This is a genomic window from Streptomyces sp. NBC_01314 (genome assembly GCF_041435215.1).
Lineage (GTDB): Bacteria > Actinomycetota > Actinomycetes > Streptomycetales > Streptomycetaceae > Streptomyces.
Map to the genome: position 1 here is coordinate 1 of NZ_CP108395.1, position 17612 is coordinate 17612.

Below are 17612 nucleotides of genomic sequence, written 5' to 3' on the forward strand. Positions count from 1 at the left end.
GGGTGACGCTCTGGCGAGCGTCCCCGCTCCCGGCTTCGCCGCTCGCATGTGCGCGCTGCTGCGCAGACGCGCACGCGCCATGTCCCGGTGAGTGGGGAGACCTCTTCTAGGTTCCCGCCATTTCCGTGCAGGGTCCGTGCAGGGTGCGGCTCGTTTTCGCAGGTCAGGGGCGGTTTTTGACGATGCGTAAGTGCGTTTCGAAACCCGCCATTTCGGTGCAGGGTTGACGGTCCCTCACCCCTGTTGACCAGGCAAGATACCCGGATCTCGAAACCCGCCATTTCGGTGCAGGGTTGCATGGGATTGGCGGGTTCCGGCGGCCCCGGATCTCGAAACCCGCCATTTCGGTGCAGGGGTTATCCACAGGGCGAGAGGCACCCTGCACCGGATTGGCGGTTTCCGGGGCAGGGTGCGGCTACCGGCCCCGGAGCGGGTGCACGGTGGCGGTGACGTACTCGGCGCGATCCGCGAGGGCGGCGAGGCGCCGGGCGTGCTCGGTGCAGGCGTAGACGTGGGTGTCGGTGCCCCCTTGGGCGTAGCGCACGGCGTGGCTGGCCCGGTGCGGGCACCGCTGTTCGTCGGGGAGCTGGTTCGAGTCCAGTGCCTCGCAGGCGCCGGGCGGTTGGTTGTACCAGGCGTAGAGGCCGGTTCCGGCGGCGAGGGAGCGCACCGTCTGACAGGCGCGGTCCCGGCGGTTCTGCTCGCGCAGGGGGAGGGTCTGGGGATCGATCGGGCCCCGTGGGCCTGCGGGGGCGAGGGCGGGCCGTGCGGGCGTGATCAGGGGCGCGGCGAGGCTCGGGAGGGCGGGACGGGAAGCCGCGGTGGCCGGGGCCGTCCTGGTGGCCGTGGCGCGCCGTGCGGGGCCGGTGGGGATGCGCCGGGACTTCCCGCAGTCCGGGCACCGTACGGAGTTGCCCGGGGCCGCCGTGGTCCGCCACCTCGCGGGGCAGTGCAGACAGCCGATGACCCGGCCCGGCGGGGCGGCGGCGGGCCGGAAGAGGGAGGCGAGGGAGGACAGCAGTCCGGGGCCGTCCTCGCGCGCGGGGGCCGGCCTTTTCGGCGGCGGGGCCTCTTCGCGGTAGACGCGCGGGGCGCCGGGGTCGATTCGGTCCCGGCATCCGGTGGGGACGCGTCGGGGGTGGCTGCACTCGGGGCAGCGGACCGTGCCGCCCTCGCGGGCCCGGGTGTTCCAGCGGTGGCCGCACCCGTAGCAGGCGACGGCCACGGGCGGCCGGGTGAGTCCGGTGGGGATCACGATCGGGGCCCCGCATCCGCCTGCGCGTTTCGGGCAGCGCGTTGTGTTGCCGCTCAGTCGGGTTGTGACCGTTCTTCCGCACACGTCGCATACGACGGTTACGGCGGTTGGCAGTTGCTCGGCTCCGTACATGGGGGTCCCTTTCCGCGTAAAACATGTGCACTGTCATATGTCGCACACTTCGCTGAGGTTCGCATATACGGGAAGAGCCGGGGAGGTCATTTATCGGGACGTTTTCCGGTACGCGTTCGTATGCGGATTGCGGACCGGTTGCCGCGCGGTTTGCTGCGGCATTTGTGGGTGGTGCACCGGGGGCGGTGCACGGTGCCGGGGGCCCCGGTGCAGGTGCCTTTGCCGACACGTCGACCCCCGGTGCAGATGCACCGGGCGGGGCGGTGCACGTGCTCCGGGAGGGGTGCGCCGGGACGCCCGCAACCGGTGTACGAGGGAGCGGGGCGAGGGGTTCGGCGGAACGCCCGGGTTCGGTGAACGAGGGGCCCGGACATGGGTGTGCCCCGGGACCGGTGAGGGTCCCGGGGCACGGGGCGGTGCATCTGCCGGGGGGTCAGTGCGGGGCGTCATCCTCGCGGATGATGCCCGCGCCGGGGACGTCGGGGCGCGGGTGGACGGACAGACGGACCAGGGCGCCGGGGAGGGTGTCGACCGCGAGGGCGTGGAAGCTGCCGTCACGTCCGCCGATGCTGTCCGGCGCGAACGCTGAGGCCGGCACTTCCAGGCTCCCGCCGTGGTGCATGAGCACGGCCACGAGGGAGGCGTGCGACATGTCGGCGGCCGTCGCCTGCGTCTCGCCCTCGCGGGGCGCCTGCGCGGCCTGGAGACGCTCGACTTCGGCGAGCAGCTCGTCAATGGCGTTGTCGGCCCACACCATCGTGCGGAACTCGCTCTCGCCCATGCTGCGGATCTCCGCGAGGCGCTCGGGGGTCATCGGTCCGTCCCCGTTCCGTCGGCCTGGTCCTGGTCCTCTTCGCCACCGGCCCCGGCCCACTCCCCGGGCCCGGTGGGCATGACGTCCTCGTGCTCCTGGTCCTCGATGTCGTCGTCCTCGCCTACGCCGTCGGTCCATCCCTCGCGGTGCCACTCGGGGCCGTTGTCCGGGGTGAGGTGACCGCAGTACATGCACAGTTCGTCGCCGTGGCGGGTGGTCACCGCGCCGCCGCACCACTCGCATTCGCCCCGTTCGAGGATGGGGCCCTTTCCGACTCGGCACGGCAGGCAGGTGTGCCCTTCCGGCCCGTACGTCCAGCCGCATTCCCTGGTGAAGTCCTCGAACGTGGCGGCCGGGTATTCCCCGGCGGGTTCGAGGAGTAGGGCGAGGCAGTTGGTTGTGTCGCAGGTGACGGCATCGCGGATCATTCGGGGTCCCTCCCGTTTTCGGTCTGGTGGTGCGGGGCCGCCCTGTACGTCATTTCGTTGACGTACAGGGCGGGTTGTACGTCATCCGGTCTTCGCGGCCGGGGCGGTGGTGCCGTTCCAGGACCGGCGGAAGAGGACCAGGACGGTCCCGTATCCGGCGAGGGCGGCGAGGACGACCCCGAGGGCGGGGGCGTGGGCGAGGATCGCGAGGATTCCGAGAATGGCGGCGATCGTCCGGGCGAGCAATACGACGGGGTGAGTTCCGGCATTGTGTGCGGAAGCGGAAGACGACATGATGTGTTCCAGCCTTTCTCTTGCGGGGGAAGGTGGGGCGGGGTCCGTGACGGGACCCCGCCCCTTTTCGCGTGCGGGGGTATTACTCGCCTGCCGCTTCCTTTTCCGTGGCACGGCCCGCGCTCGGGCGGTTAGCGTGCCATTCCTGCAATTCCTCGGCGGTCCACATTCCGTCTTCGCCTGCGTCCGGGAATCCGGGGCGCCTCTTCGCCTGCCGCAGGGCATCGGCCGTCATGGGCACGATGCCCTCGCGCGCGGCGGCGGCGAGGCTGTAGCGGGGGGCCGGCACTTCCGCGGATTCCCCCTCGGCCCTCCCCTTCACGAGGGTCAGGTGCGGTGTCACGCTGTCACGCGTCACGCCCAGGGAGGCCACCCGTTCCAGCTCACGCCCATCGTGACCGCGTGACGTGACGTCCAGCGTGACAGTGGCGACGTCGGGCGCGTACGTGGGCATGGGGGGTGCGTAGCCCTGCTCTGCCCGACGGGCGAGGCACCACTCGCGCACCTCCGTCTCGGTGATGTACGGGGCCTGAATCCAGACGTGTTCCCCGCCGTCGACCACGATGTACCGGCCCCGCCGCTTCTGGCTCCGGGGAATCGGGTTCGTGCCCACCAGCATTCGCCATGCCTGCCACGTGTAGCGGCCCAGCACGCGGAATCCGAAGGAATCCCGGAGACCCTGGTTTCCGGTGGCCGCATCGTCCATTCGCTGGAATACGGCAACTACGTTCATGTTGGCCTGACGGCCCATGCGCAGGATTGCCGCGATGTCTGACCACACCGGGGGCGACACCGGGTCACCCTTCTTTTTCACCTCGCGCCAATGTTCCTTGCTGATCGCAGAGAACATGTTGCCCTCTTCGATGATCAGGACTTTGCGCTTAAAGGTGAGTGACCGGTCCAACACCCACGCGTCGTAACGCCCCTCCATTTCCCGCCGGAAGTCCTTGATTGCGTCCCACATGGCCCCGACGTTCCGGGGGTCGTTCATCACCGTGATACCGGGGATGCCCACCAGGGGGTCAAGGCTGATGAACTTCGGGTCGATCGCGAGGATTTCCGCACCCTGCGCAACCAACTGGCACACGGTCATTTGCAGGAACACGGACTTCCCGCCACCGGTTCCGATGGACAGACCCCACATGGGTTCCTCGCGCACGAAGTCACCGCGATACGGCTTGCCCCGGGAGTTCAGGCCCACGACGACTTCGCCGTCCTTGTTGGCGGCGACGTGTTCCAGGATGTCCGCCCACTTGACCATGCCGGGAGGCTCCGGGGTGCGGGTGAAGAGCACGGAGAACGGCGCCTGATGCATCCGCCAGTCCGCATCCCACGACCCCCCGAGACGGGCCGCCACGACGGCCGCCACGATCTTGCGGTCCCCGTGCCACCCGTCGGGCACCGGCACCTTCACCTCAGCATCCGGGACGTCGACACGGCGCGGCACGATCATGTCCCGCAGGATGTTCGCGGGCTCGTTCTCCAGCCCCTTCGCGAGTGCCTTCGCGAGGGGCCGCACCACGCGGCGGCGGTGCGTGAAGTTCAGCGCGGCCTCGCTGGTCTTGTACCCGGCCCACGTCGTGGCGGCGGCGGCCCCGCCCGCGAGAGCGCCGGCCGCAACGTCGGGCTCGGCGAACGCGGCGTAGGTCTCGCCTGCGGCGGCGGCCGTCCACGTCAACCGGATCGCCGCGCGCTGGAGACGGGGGCGGTAGCTCCACCTGCGGGCCCGGCCCGACTCGTGCAGCACCTTGTCACCGGCTTCGGTCCACGTGGCGTTCGTACGCGGCTCGGCGTCGTACTCAAGCCCCGTCAAGTGCCTGTACACCAGGCGGAAAACGCCCGTGCTCGTTTCGGTCTTACTGGTCTTCGCTGACATACTGTCGCGTGCCTCTCTGCCTGCTCGTATCAGGTGAGATGGGGCCCCGGACCGCCCTCCCCAGCTTCAATGGGGAGGGCGGTTTCGGTGTCCCTGGTGGTGCTCGTACTGCGGGTCATCCCTCCCGGCGGATCGGGACGACTTCCCCGGACGCGTCGCCCAGCTCGGCGGCGGTCCGCTCCTCCTGGTCCCGGTTGCGCACCTGCCGTACGTAGTCGGCGGACACCTGCACCTCGTACCCGGCCAGCAGCTCGGAGATCTGCGCGGGCTGGAGTTCCGGGCGCTTGCGCAGCGCGATGCGGATCGCGTCCGCCTTGCTGAGGTTGGACAGCGTGGGCGGTTCCAGCGGCGGAAGGATCGTGTCGTCCTGGTCCTCGATGACCTCTGCGTCGTGGGTGGCATCTGCACCGGGGGCCGTGGCAGGCGCACCGCCCTGCGCGGCGAGGACGGCCGCCACGATCGCCGCGACGTCCGCCGTGGGCACGGCGGCCGGGAGCGCGGCCGGGGCGGTTGCACCGGCCCCGGCAGACACCTGCGGAGCAACTGCACCGGGGGCCCCGGCAGATGCACCGGACTCCCCCGAGACGAGTGCACCGGCCTGCGTGGCGACTGCACTGTCCGGCACCGGGAGGCCGTACGCCTCTGCCATGGCGGCCCGCTCCCGCTCCATGGCGAGCAACTGGAGTGCGGCCCGCTGTTCGGCCTGCGCAGCCTGCCGACGGGCGTCCGCCACGGCAAGCATCGCGTTCGCGCTGGAGACTTCCGCCTGCACCCACGCCTGATCTTCCGGCGAGAGTTCGCGGTGCACGTGCTTCATGACCCCGAGCCACAGCACCTTCGCGAACAGGGAGACGGCCGCACCGCCCACGGCCATGCCGACGCTGCCCTGTTCCATGCCGTGCCAGAAGATCAGGCCCATGGTGGCCGCCAGGAGCCACCACCCGAGGTTGTCGGAGAACTCCCGCTTCTTCTTGTCGAACCGTCCGAGGTAGGTGAGCACGAGGGAGACGGCCCATGCCAGGTCGAACACACCGGCCGCGATGTACCCGGCACCGCCCTGGAACAGTTCGCCGATGGACCACGTCGACCACGTGATCGCGGCGAGGGTGAGCACCGTCACCAGGCCCACGACGACGCGCACGCCGATGCGGTCCCAGTTGCGCGGGAGCGTGGGCACCTGCACCTCGCGTTCGCGGGACACCTGCACCGTCTTGCCATCGCGGGTGTACGGCTCGGTGTACTTCTCTTTCTTGCTCTTGAACCTCACTGGATCTCCTCTTGCGGGGGAAGGCCGGCCCCCGGGACGGGGGGCCGGAATCAGGGGGCCGGACGCTACTCGGTAGCGGTGTCGGGGGTACCGGAGTTGAGGGAAGCGGCGGTGGCGTCCAGGTTGGCCATGGCCGCCGCGCACGCGGCCGTGAGTGCTTCCGACAAGTCGACGCGGCGGCCGATCCTCCCGGTGAGGGCGTAGGTCAGGCTCCGCAGCGCTTCCCGACTCGCGGGGGTGGTCTTCAGCGTCACGTAGTCGGCCATGTGGCGTGTCCTCTCCTGGCAGTAGCTGCCGTTCGTCCGTGCGGTTCCCAGTAGCTCATGATGAGCTATGGTTAGTCAAGATCCTAGCCCGTGAGTCCCGGAAGTGATGCGACGTCACCTCACGACACACGGACGGCCCTTGGGATCTTGCGCGCGGCGATCAGCGGGTGTACTGATTGCCCAACCGACTGTTAACGCAAAGGGGACGCAGTGGCGACTCAGGTAGTTGGGGCGAGGGTTCCGGCGGAAGTCATGGACCTGGTCCGGGAGGTTCTTGGGCTGGACCCCGAGACGTCCAACACGGACACCGTGCGGGCCGCCCTCTCCCACATCACGGACGTCCCCACCGCGCAGATGTACCGGCGCCGTGGCGGCCCCCGCCCCGGCTCCGGACGGAAGCCACGACAGGCCCAAGCTGCCTGATCAGGACGACAGTTCAGACCACAGAAGGGAGGTGAACGGCAGTGAAGAAGATGTTCGATGACATGTCGGATGACGAGTTCGCCAGCATGGCGAGCATGTCGGGTATGGGCGTGATCCCGGAGCGGACTCTGGCCGGGCACCTCGCACTAGTCGAGTGGATCTCTCAGCCGTGGCGAGAGTCGGGCCAGTGGCGGCCGGACCGGGCGCGGATGGTGCGTGACCTCATGCGGATGGTGCGCGACCTGCCGGGGCGGTCCGCCGTGGTGGCGTTGCTGGCCCTCGCGCTGCGGATGACGGAAAGGCCGGCGCCCCCCTCGCAGGTTCGCGGCCGGACGGTTCGCCGGTTGCAGTCGCAGGCCGGACATGGGGCCCTCGCGCCCGTGCGCGGTTCGCCGCTCGCGGCCGGATTCCCCCTGTCCATACCGGGAGCACCGTTGCCGTAGTCGCCAGAAATGACGAACGGCCCGGGTGTCGAGACCCGGACCGTTCTGAGTGCCCAGAAGGGCGTAATCAGCTATGAGGAACAATAACCCTGCGCGAACCCGCACGGAAACCGTGCAGGTAATCGCGCCAGAATTCGGCCCGGAATCGGTGACCGAAACCGCGCGGGTGGACCCGTGAACGGGCAGCACCGCGAGGGCCCCCCGGAGGACTGCGCGTCCTGCCGGAAGGTGTTCGCGGTCGTCGCCGGGAACCACCAGGCGTACCCGGACGTGCGGATGACCACGGTGCAGATCGGGGAGCGCTGCGGGCTCGGGGAGCGGGCAACGTACCTGCACCTGTCCCACCTCTTCCGGCACCGCCGGGTGAAGGCGGACCGCCGTACGCCCGTGCCGGGCGCCACGGTGCGCAAGGGCGGAGAGGCCACGCAGACCAACGATTCAGAGATCTGGGCCGTGAACCAGATCACCCCGGATCGTGCCTGCGGGTTGCTGCTCACCTGTCTTGCGCGGGAATCCGGCGGCCGGTGGGCCGGACAGACCACCGCGGCCAAACTCGCGGCTCGGGCCGGGATGCCGATGCGGACGGTTGAGCGGCACCGGCCGCACCTCGGGCCCCGGAAGGCTCGGGACGCTGCGGGGGCGGTCCGGGCCGGACTGGTGGAGTTCACGGCGGACACGGTGCTGTCCAGCAACGGCCGCCACCGGGTCCGGCGCGGGGACCGCTTCCGGTTCCTCGCGGGCCGGGACGCGCAGGCCCTCGCCTGGAACCCGACGGAAAGCCTGGTGGACCCCCGGGCGTTCGAGGGCACCGCCCGCGCCCTGGTGGACGCCGTCCGCTGGTTCGTCGGCCCTCCCGTCGACTTTGCGCAGGCGTACCGCCGGGTGTCCCTGTTGCTGGCCCGTGGCCACCGGCCGGAAGACCTGTTGCGGGCGCTCACCTCGCGGACGCCGGACAGCGGGGCCGCGCCCTACCGGGTGCTCTCGACATGGCTCCCGGCCCCGGGGGACGACCCGGCCCCGAGTGCGCACGCGGCCGTGCAGGCCGGTGCCGTCCTCATGGCCTGCGCGGACTGCGGGGCGAGGGTCCGGCCCGGCCCCGACGGACTGTGCAAGGGATGCCGCGAGGACCAGGCCCGGTACCAACTCCCGGTCCCTGCGGCCCGGGTGACACAGAGGCAGTGCCACGACTGCCGGAAGGACCTCACCAACAGCCCTGTCCCGTTCTTCTGCGACGGGTGCGGGGCCGATCAGCGGGTGTCCGCATGAGCGGCCACCAGGACCAACAGGAAGGCAGGAACACGATGCGATACGAGCGCAGCGTGATGACGGCCCCGCGTGACGCCCTGCGGCGGATCGTCGGGTGTGCGGACTGCTCGGGCCACCAGAGGCCCGGGTACGTACGCGAGTGGACCACCGATGCGACGTCCCCGAACGGGTCCCGGTGGGTGTGGAAGCGGTGCCCGGCAGAGTGCACGGCGGAGTCCCGACAGGACTCTGTGGACCGGCAGTTGGCCGCGCGGTTCGGGCGCCCGGTGGGTACCGCCACGGCACCGGCCGCGTGCGCCGGCCTTTCCGCCGGACCGGCCCCGATCGTCACGGCTCCCCCGGCCCGGCGGTCGACGTCCCGGCGCCCGGCCGCCCCTCGCGCGGCCCGGCCCGCGCGCCCCGAGCTGGTGGCCGCCGTCGCGGTCGACGTCGACGACGCGGGCCGCCTGGTGGTCGACGTCGACGGCATCGGCTCCCCCGAGTCGGTCACCGCCGACGCGCTGTTCGGGTGGCTCGGCACGGTGCCCCCGATCGGAGTTGCCCGGGTGCACGAGGACTCCCCGGACCGTGACGGCACGGTGTGCCTGTCCGCCGCCGTCCTCGCCGCGTTGAAGCTCCCGGCCAACCTGCCCACGGGCAAGCGGGCCGATCAGGTGGCCGCGAAGCTGCGGAAGGGCGCCGCCGCCCACGGCATCGAACTGTCGGAGACGATCGGCGCGGGCTTCAAGGCATGGCGCCGCCGGGGCGAGGCCGGGCCCCGCCTGTCCGTCAAGGTGATCGTCACGCCGTGGCTCGGGCAGGGCGAGGCCGGGGCGGTCAAGGCCGGGGAACTGATCACCTCGCTTGCCGGGGACGACGCCGACGCGGGCACCCTCGCCCGTCGCCTGCGCCGGTTCTCCGACGAACTGGGGATCGCCCCCGGCGCCACGGCCGCCGTGACGTCGTGGCAGCTGCTCGATGCGGTCCGCCCCCGGGTGCGGTGGGTGAAGGACGACGGGGGCCGCTGGTCCCGCGAGGACCGGCCCGGGGCGCTCCCGGACGGGGACACGGCCGTGCCGGTGGCCGCCGGGGCCCGGCACCCGCTCACCCGCGAGCGGACGGCCGCCCGCCTGCCGGTGTGCGAGGAAGAGGACTTCAAGTGGTGGGCGCGGGAGCCCCTGCCGGAAGAGGCCGCGCGGCCGTGGGCCGTCGCCCTCGATGTGTGCGCGTCGTACCTGTCCGTCCCCGAGACCCTGCGCCTTCCGTCCGGCCCGCTGGTCCACACCGACGCCCCCGCGTTCGACGGGAAGACGGCCGGACTGTGGCTGTGCGACTTCACCGGCCTCGCGGTCGAATCGGTGCTCCCGCACCCGGCCACCTTCACCGGCCTCGCCCCCGAGGGGCCCGGCTGGTACGTGACTCCCACCGTCGACTACATGGCGCGGGAGTACGGATTCGACCCGGCCACGATCAGCGAGGCGTACGTGTCGGAGCACACCGCCCCGATCCTGCGCGAGTGGCTGGCCCGTATCCGCACCGCGTACAAGGGCGCCATGGCCACGTTGGGCCTGGTGGACGGCATGGACGACGCCGCGTTCCTCGCCGCCTGGTCCTCGCGGAAGGACACCGCCGGGGACCCGGCCCGCGAGGACGCCGCCGCCCTGGTGGACGCCTACAAGTCGACGTACAAGGGCGGGGTGGGCAAGTGGGCCGACTCGGCCCGGCACCTCGCGGACGACGTGTGGGCGGACCGTGTGGCCGCCGCGTGGCACTACCGCCCGGAGGTCCGGCACCACGTGATCGCCGCCGCCCGGATCGCCTCGCACCGCCGGATGCGCAAGACGCTGCGGCTCACCGGGCGGGCGCCCCTCGCGGTGAACGTCGATCAGGTGATGTACGCCGCCGACGCCCCGCACCCGGGCGAGTTGCTGCCCAAGGACGACGCGGGCCGCCCGGTCCCCGGCACGCTGCGGCTCGGCTCGGCACCCGGCAGTTTCAAGCACGAATCGTCGGTGCCCATGACGGCCGTCGCCGCCGCCCTCGCGGAGCGCGAGCACCCGTCACGGCTCACCCACGACTACACACCGGCCGGTACCCCGGTCATCACTGACACGGAGGTCTGATCATGGCCGGTATGTTCCGCCGCATCGTCGGCAAGATGTTCCCCTCCCGGCAGGCCCCGGCCCGCGCCACCACGCAGGCCGCGCACGTCCGTGAGAAGCAGTACGGGGGCAAGACAAAGGACATGGCCCGCGCGTTCGGCGTCACCGAACGAACCGTGCAGCGCTGGATCAAGGGCACCCGCACCCCCAAGGGCGAGGACGCGAAGAAGCTGGAGACGGCCGCCGCCGCCGCGCAGGTGACGGACAAGGGCCGCGAGCGTCGCGCGAAGCAGATGGAGAAAGAGCCGGCGGGCACCGTCCGCGTGCGCGTCGACCGCGCCGGATCGTTCGACATCAAGGGTTCGAATGGGGTCCGTAACCGGACCGTCGAACTGGACTTGAAGCCGGAGCAGGCCGCCGCCCTCGCCCGCGCCACGGACGAGAACGACGTGCGCGGCGTGATCGGGGATGCCCTCGCGGACTACTTCAACGGCGGTCCGTACGGCGGGTTCCGCTCGGGTGACTTCGACTTCGACCCGAACGGGGTGGACCTGTCATGACCGACACCCACGCCGGGCCGTCCCTCGATGCGGCGGCCCGGTCCGTGGCCGACGCCCTCACGCTGCTCGGGCAGGCTCAGACACTCCTGTCCGACGCGATGTGCGCCCCGGCCCTCCCGGCCGATCCGGCCGTTGCTCAACTCCCCTCGTTCTTCGCGGACGGCACCGCCACCACGTCCGGCGGGGCCCGGATGTACGGGGCCGCGCACGCCGTTCTCGCCGCCCGGTGGCTGCTGCGTTCGGCCGTGGGTGCCGAGATGCCCGGCGGGGGCGTCCCCCGGGCGTACGGGCGCCTGCGGGCCGCCCTGGTCTGTGTGGACACCGCCGCCGATCCGAACCGCCAGGAGCGGCCCCCGGTCCTCCCGGAACCGGCGCCCCAACCGGCCCCGGCCGTTCCGCAGGACGCCCCCGAGCCTCCCCCCGGGGCGGTCCGTCGGGGCCACCTGTGGGCCGTGCCCGCGCAGGTCTGCACGGTGCCGGACACCGGGGGCAACGGCGGTTCCCTGCCGTGCCTCGCCTGCGGGGTCCCGGTCTGCTCGTGCGAGGGCGGGCACCTTCGGGGCCGGGAAGAGGTCCGCACCTGCGACGCCTGCGGTAACCCGTTCTGGTGGGTCGACGTCAGGGTCGGTCCGTCGTGACCGGCCGCCGCGCGCCCCGAGCTGCTGCACGCGCGGCAGCTCGGGGCCGCCCTGGGGGAAAGGCCGGCGCCCGGGACCGGTGCCCGCGCTGCGGGTCCGACGTCCTGGTGACGCCCGCCGGGGAACTGCTCGAACCCGAGCCGCACCCCCTCGCCATCACCCGGCCCGACGGCTCCCGCCTCACCCTGCGCGAGGCAGCAGACCAGGCCATGGAGCGGATACCGCCGATCGGCCACCACGTCCACGTGGGCGGCCCCGTGCCTGCGGGCCGCGTCGTCGCCCCCGGCTACGGGTGCCACGCGCAGATCACCCAACTCGCCCTCTTCGCCGCCGCATGACGCAGGCCGGGAAGGGCGGATGACGTACGACGCCCCGCGTACGTCAACCACTTCACGTACGGGGCCCATTGATCAGGAGGACAGACCCATGAAGACAGCACAGACCGCCCCCACCGTGGAAGACCGGATGAAGCGGCAGGCCATCACCTTCCATGACCTCGCGCGGAACCTGTACGCGAAGGTCCGGGAGGAAGAGGCCCGATCGGGCCGCGCCACGGAGCGGGGCGACTACCAGGGGTCCGCCCGGCACCTCGCGGCAGCGGAGAGCATGACGGAGTGGGCGAACACGCTGATCGGCCCCGGCTGGAAGGCGTACGCCAAGGAACACGAGGGGGACCACGGTGGATCCCCGTACCCGGTCCCGGGCCCGGCCACGAAGGACGGCACCGACGGGGACTGACCCCGCACCCGACGCCCACGGCCCCGCAGGTGTACCCGCCTGCGGGGCCGTGTGGGTGTTCCGGCCAAGGAACGTGCGCGCACTGTCCCATATGGCACTGACAACGCCCTGTCGCGTCCGGCCGCTGTCGCGTGGTGTGGCCTGCGGGTACGGGTGCCAACTCCCCTTCCTGGTCCGGGCGCGACAGGCGACACGACAGCAAGTGCGCCCCCCTTCACCACCGTTGCTCTCGGCCATTCGGCGCGTACCCCTTGTGATCTTTGGCGGGGTACCCCTACATTCGGAGTTGTTGGCGGGGTAACCCGACAAGCGACAGAAGGGGAAGGCCACATGGCCCGGAAGCTGAACAAGAAGTCGCGCGAGGCCCTGAACCGCGTCTGCCTGGTGGTGGCGCTCGTGTTCGCCGCCCCGACGTACGCCCTGGTCCCGGTCGACGGGCGCGGCCCGATCGCCGCCGCCACGGCGATCGTGGGCGCCCTCGCGTACGGCGTCACCCGGTACGTGGCCATGCGCGCGTGGGCCGCCGCCTCCCGCCCGGCCCCGCGCACCCGCACCGCGAAGTAGGACGGCCCCTCGGGGAGGCCGTCCGAACCGGCCTCCCCTCCCGCCCCCGGAAAGGCACCACCCATGCCGCAGGAACCCACCTTCCAGGACCGCATGTTCATGGAGGGCGAGGCCGTTTACGCGCAGATCGAACGGGGCGAGTGCACCGACGTCGAAGCGGCCCTGATGAACGCCCACGCCCGCGCCTCGCAGTCCGACAACTCCTGACCACCCGTACGCCCGGGGCCGCCGGAAAGGCCGGCGCCCCGGGCCCTCGCCCCGCAGCACCCCAACCACGGAAGGAACCCCACATGGGAACCCGAATCCCCGCCCCCGGCTCTGAGAGCGGCGTCCCGCACTTCGCCGCCCACGCGGGCCGTATCACCCTCACCCACGCCGACACCGAGCCGGACACCCGCATTGGCGGGCAGGAAGGGGCCACCACGTGGTGGAAGGACGGCACCACGTCGTACGTCGTCCACTTCCGTTCCGGGCAGGTCCACGGGTGGACCATGGCGGATGAGGTGGACACCGCGATTCAGGCCGTCGACTCCCTGCGCGAGGGGGAGAACATGAGCGGTGACCGGCTGTGGGCCGCCCTGCGCGACGTCCGCCGCCTGCGCACCCGGCTGGAAGCGGCAGAGGCCGAACTCACCCTGTACGCCCGGGAGAACGGCGAGAACGGACGCCCGCGGATGTCCCTCCGGGAGATCGGGGAGGCCACGCAGACGCACCACAGCAGCGTCGCGGAACGCGTCCAGAACGCGCAGGACGGCAAGGTTGCCGAGTGGCGGCACTGGCTCGTGCAGGGAACCCCCCGCGCGGACCTCTACGGCGGCACCCGGGAAACGGTGTGAGTCCTCGCCGCCACCTCGCCGTGCAGCAGCTCGGCGCCGCCGCCGTCGTGGTCCTGGTCCTCGCCCTCGCGGGCGGGGGCCGGTACCCCCTGTGGGTCGACCTCGCGGTGTACGCCGCCGGGGGTGCCATGGCCGCCGTCGCCGTCGCCCAGCTCCACCAGGCCGCCGCCGATCGACGGAAGCGCCGGCACCCGGCGGACCTCCCCGAGGACGTCACCCGGGACCAGGCGCTCACGGAAGCGGCGGACTGGGTCATCACGGGCCGCCCGGCCGACGACTTCAACGGCCGCACCCTCACGCCCGCCATGGTGCAGCGCGAGGCGCTCATGCGGTCCGGCCTGGAAGTCAGCCACACCGACGCCGCGTTCGCCCTCGACTCCCGGTTGCACTTCCGGGGGTACGGTCCCGACCCCGCGCATCGCTCGTTCGCGTGGGAGTACGGCGACTTGCGCGAGTCGGACGACGGCCCGACTTCCCCGGGCCGCATGTGACCTACCTCTCACCTCGCTACGGTGAGACCCAACCACCCACCCACACAGGAAGGTTCACGAGATGCACGAGTCAGACGAACTGATCAGGTCCCTGCGGGCACCCGATCAAAGAAGCTGCGGACGGGCCGCAGGCGGCATGGGAGCCGCCGCTACGGACCGCCTCGCCATGCTGGACGCCGCGTCAGAGTCCATCCGTCTGTGGTCCCCGCTGCTCATCCCCGGGCTACTCCAGACGACGCTGTACTCCCTCGCCGCGATCCGGTCCCGTACGCCCTCCCTGCCCGACGAAGAGGCGGGCCGCCGGATGCAGCACCGGCTACGGCGCTCGGAATCCTTCCTGGCCAACTTCGGGGCCGCCGGGCCGAGCGACGCCCACGCCTGGTTCATCATGGGCGAGGCCGCGCTCACGCAGTCCGTGACGAACGCGGACTTCCACGCCCACCAGCTCGGGCATCTGCTGTCCATCATCGACACCTACCCGCGCATCCGGGTGCGGGTTCTTCCCGACGACGCCAGCAACGCCGGGACGATGGAGCCGTTCAGCATCCATGCCCTCGCGGACGGCCCCCGGGTGGGACACCTGGAATCGATCGTGGGTGGTTGGTACACCACCAGGGCGGAGGACGTCACCCGTCTGTACTCTGCGTTCTCGGTGCTGGGTAAGTCGGCACTGGAACCGAACGAGACCCGGAGAGTGATCGAAGCGTGTCTGAACGAATGCAGGGCCAGAAGTGGCACGGAGCGCAGTTCGTCAAGTCGAGTCACAGCGACCCCGACAATTGCGTGTTCGTCGCCCGCCCCACGGGAGTTGCCCCCGTCGCCGTGAAGGACGGGAAGACCCCCGACGGCCCCGCCCTGGTCATCCCGCGCGGCACCTGGTCCTCGTTCGTCCAGTGGGCCGGGCAGTAGGCCGGCGCTTTCCCCTCGCACGACGGCAGGGCGGCCCCCATCCGAACTGGGGGCCGCCCTGCGGCGTTCCACCACACCACACCGCCCCCGCAGGAAGGAAGCACCCATGAAGCGATGGGACCCCCCGGACCCTCACCGCATCCCGGAATGGCGCTCCGGGATGATCGAACACCTCAGCTCGAACGAAGGCCGCATGTCCATGCGCGCGGCCGTGGGCGCGGGCCGCTTCACGATCGTGCCCACGGTCCCGGACATGCACGGGCCCTCTGCCGACTCCGTCAGCACCGCACTGCTCACGGCCTGCGAGGCCCACCGGCTCACCCGCGCGGATCTCTACTACGCCACCCCCGACATGACGGCCCTCGCCCTCGCCGCCGCGCAGACGCCCCCGATCGAACCTGTCTCCCTTGACCGCCTGCCCTCGCGGGCCGGACTGATCGTGTTCGGGGAGCCGATCGGCGGATACACCGAGGACGTGACGGCCGCCCTCGCGGGAGTCGTCACCGAGCGCTCCGGGCCGCCGCTGGACATCACCACGCCGATCGTGGCCGCGTCCTGGTCCGTCTGGTCCCCCCGGGAAGTCGACCTCACCGACGGCCCCGGCGGGCCGCCCACCGGGGCCGTCCGGTGGCTCTACAAGGGGCAGGGCAAGTTCGGCGGCATCCCCGACGGGTGGGAAGGCATCTGGATCACCTTCTACAGTCCGCGCGGCATGTTCTCCGGCTTCGCCCCTGACACCGTCCTCGGCACCATGCACGACGGCACCGTGATGACCGCCGGGGACGTCGACCGCCACGCGAGCGGACGGGGGCCGGCACTCGGGTGGGACAACGAGATGCTGCTACGCGAGGGCGCCCCGTTCGGCCCGCAGGTGCCCGACACCACGGACACGTGGGCCCACGTCCTCTACACCGCGTGGCAGCTCATGAGCCAAGACGGCACCCAACAGTGGACCGAGCAAGAGCAGTTGCACCGGCCGCGCTCGGGACAGAAGCGGGACGCCCGGCAGGGCATCACCGGCTCTTCCGCCGTGCGGATCGTCCGCGTACACCCGGGCCGCCGCCCCGCCCCGCAGGCCGCCCGCGAGGACGCCGACGCGAGCACCGGCCGACGCGAGCCCCAATGGTCCTGCCGGTGGCCCGTACGCCCGTACCGGCGCAGTACCTGTCTCAACCCCCGGGCACACGCCGACGGGGGATGCACGCACGCGGACCGCATCGTGCCCGGCCACATCAAAGGCCCCGAGGGCGCCCCGCTCCGCACCGGCAGCACCGTGCACCTGTGGGACCGACAGCCCGACGACGCCACGGAGGCCGCGAAGTGATGGACCCCCGCAACCCCACCGCGACGGCCCTTCAACTCCTGATCGCTATCGAGGGGTTGGCCAAGGAATGGGACGACGACGGCAAGCACGCCGACGCGCGGACGATCCGGGAGAAGGGGCCCCGGTTCGCCGCTGACCTCTCCGAACTGATCGCCGTTGACCCGGCAAGCGTGATCCCCGCCGTGCAGGACATCACCGCCGCCATGCTGGCCGATCTGAAGAGGAACACCGGATGACCCGCCGCCCCCTCGCCCCCGGTGGCCAACCGCCGGCACTCACCCGCGAGGCCGACACCCGAGGGATCATCCTCGCCGCGCCCCTGCCGTACGCCGCGATCCTCGGCACCGTGCAGTGCCTCGCCCTCGCCCGGGACACCCGGGGCGAGGCTGAGACCCTGCGCGCCAAGCTGTGGCCCCACATGGAAGCCGCGGGGGTTGCCACCCCCCAGGAAGCGCGCGTTCCCTGCGACGTGCTCAGGGCCGCCACGCTCTGCCTGCGGAAGTGGCGGGCCGACACCGGCACCACCCTGTGGGGAGACACCGACGACGCCGAACTCACCGCCGCATGGCGAGACGGGTTGAACGCCCCACGCCCGGAACCCGCCACGGCGTAGCCTGCCCACACCCCCACCCGACGGCCCCGCCCTCCCCCGGCGGGGCCGTCGCTGTCTCCCTCCGCAGCCTCGCCCCGCACCACCAGGCGCCGCGCCTCAACTCCCGCCCGCCCACGGCCCGCACGGCCCCCTCGCTCGCTGCCTCCCGGCCCGCCCCCCACCCGGCCCCGCCTCGCTCACCGAGCCTTGCCCGGAACCCGCCAACTCCCCCACGCCTCGCCCCCGTCGGGCCCTCCCCCGGAAACCGCCACGGCGGTGCACCCCCGGAACCCGCCAATCCCGAAACCCGCCAAGCCGGGTGACACCTCGCCAGCGCGCGGCGAAGCCGTGCGCCCTCCCGTCGCCCTCGCGTGTCGGCGAAGCCGCGCGCCAGGAACCGGCGAAGCCGGTTACC

Annotated in this window: 24 protein-coding genes; 17 read left to right on the top strand and 7 right to left on the bottom strand. The window is 71.7% G+C overall.

All coding sequences use genetic code 11. From position 1 onward, the window contains the following. Positions 1 to 415: 415 nt before the first annotated feature. The 7 genes from OG622_RS50085 to OG622_RS50115 all read right to left on the bottom strand — a co-directional run bounded on the left by OG622_RS50085 (position 416) and on the right by OG622_RS50115 (position 6332). Positions 416 to 1255: a hypothetical protein gene (locus tag OG622_RS50085; RefSeq protein WP_371584534.1), complete on the bottom strand. Its 840-nt coding sequence runs from the start codon at positions 1253 to 1255 to the stop codon at positions 416 to 418. A gap of 565 nt (positions 1256 to 1820) precedes the next feature. After that, positions 1821 to 2201 carry a hypothetical protein gene (locus OG622_RS50090; protein WP_371584535.1) on the bottom strand — a complete coding sequence of 127 codons (381 nt, stop codon included), beginning with the start codon at positions 2199 to 2201 and terminating at the stop codon, positions 1821 to 1823. Further along, a complete protein-coding gene (locus OG622_RS50095) occupies positions 2198 to 2629 on the bottom strand; it encodes a hypothetical protein (RefSeq protein WP_371584536.1) in 432 nt (143 codons plus the stop codon). Before OG622_RS50095 ends, OG622_RS50090 begins: the two co-directional genes overlap by 4 nt. 81 nt (positions 2630 to 2710) lie before the next feature. Continuing rightward, positions 2711 to 2923, bottom strand: coding sequence for a hypothetical protein (locus OG622_RS50100; protein WP_371584537.1), 213 nt, complete (start codon positions 2921 to 2923; stop codon positions 2711 to 2713). Between the two features lie 82 nt (positions 2924 to 3005). After that, positions 3006 to 4799, bottom strand: coding sequence for a hypothetical protein (locus tag OG622_RS50105; protein WP_371584539.1), 1794 nt, complete (start codon positions 4797 to 4799; stop codon positions 3006 to 3008). A 115-nt stretch (positions 4800 to 4914) separates the two neighbouring features. Continuing rightward, on the bottom strand, positions 4915 to 6066 hold the full coding sequence (locus tag OG622_RS50110; protein ID WP_371584541.1) for a hypothetical protein: 1152 nt from the start codon (positions 6064 to 6066) through the stop codon (positions 4915 to 4917). Positions 6067 to 6131: 65 nt separating this feature from the next. Continuing rightward, positions 6132 to 6332 carry a hypothetical protein gene (locus OG622_RS50115; protein WP_371584543.1) on the bottom strand — a complete coding sequence of 67 codons (201 nt, stop codon included), beginning with the start codon at positions 6330 to 6332 and terminating at the stop codon, positions 6132 to 6134. Between the two features lie 252 nt (positions 6333 to 6584). On the opposite strand from OG622_RS50115, the gene OG622_RS50120 reads away from it, so the two are divergent. The 17 genes from OG622_RS50120 (at position 6585) to OG622_RS50200 (ending at position 17218) form a co-directional block, all read left to right on the top strand. Then, a complete protein-coding gene (locus OG622_RS50120; RefSeq protein ID WP_371584545.1) occupies positions 6585 to 6755 on the top strand; it encodes a hypothetical protein in 171 nt (56 codons plus the stop codon). 62 nt (positions 6756 to 6817) lie between these two features. After that, positions 6818 to 7198, top strand: coding sequence for a hypothetical protein (locus OG622_RS50125; RefSeq protein ID WP_371584547.1), 381 nt, complete (start codon positions 6818 to 6820; stop codon positions 7196 to 7198). Positions 7199 to 7372: 174 nt separating this feature from the next. Beyond that, entirely contained in the window at positions 7373 to 8464 is a 1092-nt protein-coding gene (locus OG622_RS50130) for a hypothetical protein (protein ID WP_371584549.1), read from the top strand. Further along, positions 8461 to 10566 (top strand): hypothetical protein, encoded by a 2106-nt coding sequence (locus OG622_RS50135; RefSeq protein WP_371584550.1) that lies wholly within the window; start codon positions 8461 to 8463, stop codon positions 10564 to 10566. Before OG622_RS50130 ends, OG622_RS50135 begins: the two co-directional genes overlap by 4 nt. 2 nt (positions 10567 to 10568) lie before the next feature. After that, the gene (locus OG622_RS50140) at positions 10569 to 11105 is read left to right on the top strand and encodes a helix-turn-helix domain-containing protein (protein ID WP_371584553.1); all 537 of its coding nucleotides are present in this window, start codon (positions 10569 to 10571) and stop codon (positions 11103 to 11105) included. After that, a complete protein-coding gene (locus OG622_RS50145; RefSeq protein ID WP_371584555.1) occupies positions 11102 to 11743 on the top strand; it encodes a hypothetical protein in 642 nt (213 codons plus the stop codon). The genes OG622_RS50140 and OG622_RS50145 overlap by 4 nt, the downstream gene beginning before the upstream one ends. 107 nt (positions 11744 to 11850) lie before the next feature. Continuing rightward, a complete protein-coding gene (locus OG622_RS50150; protein WP_371584556.1) occupies positions 11851 to 12081 on the top strand; it encodes a hypothetical protein in 231 nt (76 codons plus the stop codon). Positions 12082 to 12169: 88 nt separating this feature from the next. Then, complete coding sequence (locus OG622_RS50155; RefSeq protein WP_371584558.1) at positions 12170 to 12481, top strand: hypothetical protein; 312 nt, start codon at positions 12170 to 12172, stop codon at positions 12479 to 12481. Between the two features lie 330 nt (positions 12482 to 12811). Beyond that, positions 12812 to 13045 carry a hypothetical protein gene (locus OG622_RS50160; protein ID WP_371584560.1) on the top strand — a complete coding sequence of 78 codons (234 nt, stop codon included), beginning with the start codon at positions 12812 to 12814 and terminating at the stop codon, positions 13043 to 13045. A gap of 63 nt (positions 13046 to 13108) precedes the next feature. After that, positions 13109 to 13252 carry a hypothetical protein gene (locus tag OG622_RS50165; protein WP_371584562.1) on the top strand — a complete coding sequence of 48 codons (144 nt, stop codon included), beginning with the start codon at positions 13109 to 13111 and terminating at the stop codon, positions 13250 to 13252. Between the two features lie 83 nt (positions 13253 to 13335). Then, positions 13336 to 13881, top strand: a complete 546-nt coding sequence (locus tag OG622_RS50170; RefSeq protein ID WP_371584564.1) for a hypothetical protein — start codon at positions 13336 to 13338, stop codon at positions 13879 to 13881. Continuing rightward, positions 13878 to 14372 carry a hypothetical protein gene (locus OG622_RS50175; protein WP_371584566.1) on the top strand — a complete coding sequence of 165 codons (495 nt, stop codon included), beginning with the start codon at positions 13878 to 13880 and terminating at the stop codon, positions 14370 to 14372. Before OG622_RS50170 ends, OG622_RS50175 begins: the two co-directional genes overlap by 4 nt. Before the next feature lie 61 nt (positions 14373 to 14433). After that, positions 14434 to 15198 carry a DUF5753 domain-containing protein gene (locus tag OG622_RS50180; RefSeq protein ID WP_371584568.1) on the top strand — a complete coding sequence of 255 codons (765 nt, stop codon included), beginning with the start codon at positions 14434 to 14436 and terminating at the stop codon, positions 15196 to 15198. Continuing rightward, positions 15156 to 15281 (top strand): DUF397 domain-containing protein, encoded by a 126-nt coding sequence (locus OG622_RS50185; RefSeq protein WP_371584569.1) that lies wholly within the window; start codon positions 15156 to 15158, stop codon positions 15279 to 15281. The genes OG622_RS50180 and OG622_RS50185 overlap by 43 nt, the downstream gene beginning before the upstream one ends. Before the next feature lie 106 nt (positions 15282 to 15387). Beyond that, entirely contained in the window at positions 15388 to 16605 is a 1218-nt protein-coding gene (locus OG622_RS50190) for a hypothetical protein (protein WP_371584571.1), read from the top strand. Beyond that, positions 16605 to 16841 carry a hypothetical protein gene (locus OG622_RS50195; protein WP_371584573.1) on the top strand — a complete coding sequence of 79 codons (237 nt, stop codon included), beginning with the start codon at positions 16605 to 16607 and terminating at the stop codon, positions 16839 to 16841. The genes OG622_RS50190 and OG622_RS50195 overlap by 1 nt, the downstream gene beginning before the upstream one ends. After that, positions 16838 to 17218: a hypothetical protein gene (locus OG622_RS50200; protein WP_371584575.1), complete on the top strand. Its 381-nt coding sequence runs from the start codon at positions 16838 to 16840 to the stop codon at positions 17216 to 17218. Before OG622_RS50195 ends, OG622_RS50200 begins: the two co-directional genes overlap by 4 nt. Positions 17219 to 17612: the final 394 nt, after the last annotated feature.

What these genes read in the sequence shown, in the direction of transcription:
- OG622_RS50100 (WP_371584537.1), bottom strand. Translation starts at nt 2,923, where the DNA reads ATGTCGTCTTCCGCTTCCGCACACAATGCCGGAACTCACCCCGTCGTA.
- OG622_RS50195 (WP_371584573.1), top strand. Translation starts at nt 16,605, where the DNA reads ATGGACCCCCGCAACCCCACCGCGACGGCCCTTCAACTCCTGATCGCT.
- OG622_RS50165 (WP_371584562.1), top strand. Translation starts at nt 13,109, where the DNA reads ATGCCGCAGGAACCCACCTTCCAGGACCGCATGTTCATGGAGGGCGAG.
- OG622_RS50095 (WP_371584536.1), bottom strand. Translation starts at nt 2,629, where the DNA reads ATGATCCGCGATGCCGTCACCTGCGACACAACCAACTGCCTCGCCCTA.
- OG622_RS50140 (WP_371584553.1), top strand. Translation starts at nt 10,569, where the DNA reads ATGGCCGGTATGTTCCGCCGCATCGTCGGCAAGATGTTCCCCTCCCGG.
- OG622_RS50090 (WP_371584535.1), bottom strand. Translation starts at nt 2,201, where the DNA reads ATGACCCCCGAGCGCCTCGCGGAGATCCGCAGCATGGGCGAGAGCGAG.
- OG622_RS50135 (WP_371584550.1), top strand. Translation starts at nt 8,461, where the DNA reads ATGAGCGGCCACCAGGACCAACAGGAAGGCAGGAACACGATGCGATAC.
- OG622_RS50160 (WP_371584560.1), top strand. Translation starts at nt 12,812, where the DNA reads ATGGCCCGGAAGCTGAACAAGAAGTCGCGCGAGGCCCTGAACCGCGTC.
- OG622_RS50115 (WP_371584543.1), bottom strand. Translation starts at nt 6,332, where the DNA reads ATGGCCGACTACGTGACGCTGAAGACCACCCCCGCGAGTCGGGAAGCG.
- OG622_RS50120 (WP_371584545.1), top strand. Translation starts at nt 6,585, where the DNA reads ATGGACCTGGTCCGGGAGGTTCTTGGGCTGGACCCCGAGACGTCCAAC.
- OG622_RS50180 (WP_371584568.1), top strand. Translation starts at nt 14,434, where the DNA reads ATGCACGAGTCAGACGAACTGATCAGGTCCCTGCGGGCACCCGATCAA.
- OG622_RS50170 (WP_371584564.1), top strand. Translation starts at nt 13,336, where the DNA reads ATGGGAACCCGAATCCCCGCCCCCGGCTCTGAGAGCGGCGTCCCGCAC.
- OG622_RS50155 (WP_371584558.1), top strand. Translation starts at nt 12,170, where the DNA reads ATGAAGACAGCACAGACCGCCCCCACCGTGGAAGACCGGATGAAGCGG.
- OG622_RS50190 (WP_371584571.1), top strand. Translation starts at nt 15,388, where the DNA reads ATGAAGCGATGGGACCCCCCGGACCCTCACCGCATCCCGGAATGGCGC.
- OG622_RS50125 (WP_371584547.1), top strand. Translation starts at nt 6,818, where the DNA reads ATGTCGGATGACGAGTTCGCCAGCATGGCGAGCATGTCGGGTATGGGC.
- OG622_RS50105 (WP_371584539.1), bottom strand. Translation starts at nt 4,799, where the DNA reads ATGTCAGCGAAGACCAGTAAGACCGAAACGAGCACGGGCGTTTTCCGC.
- OG622_RS50200 (WP_371584575.1), top strand. Translation starts at nt 16,838, where the DNA reads ATGACCCGCCGCCCCCTCGCCCCCGGTGGCCAACCGCCGGCACTCACC.
- OG622_RS50145 (WP_371584555.1), top strand. Translation starts at nt 11,102, where the DNA reads ATGACCGACACCCACGCCGGGCCGTCCCTCGATGCGGCGGCCCGGTCC.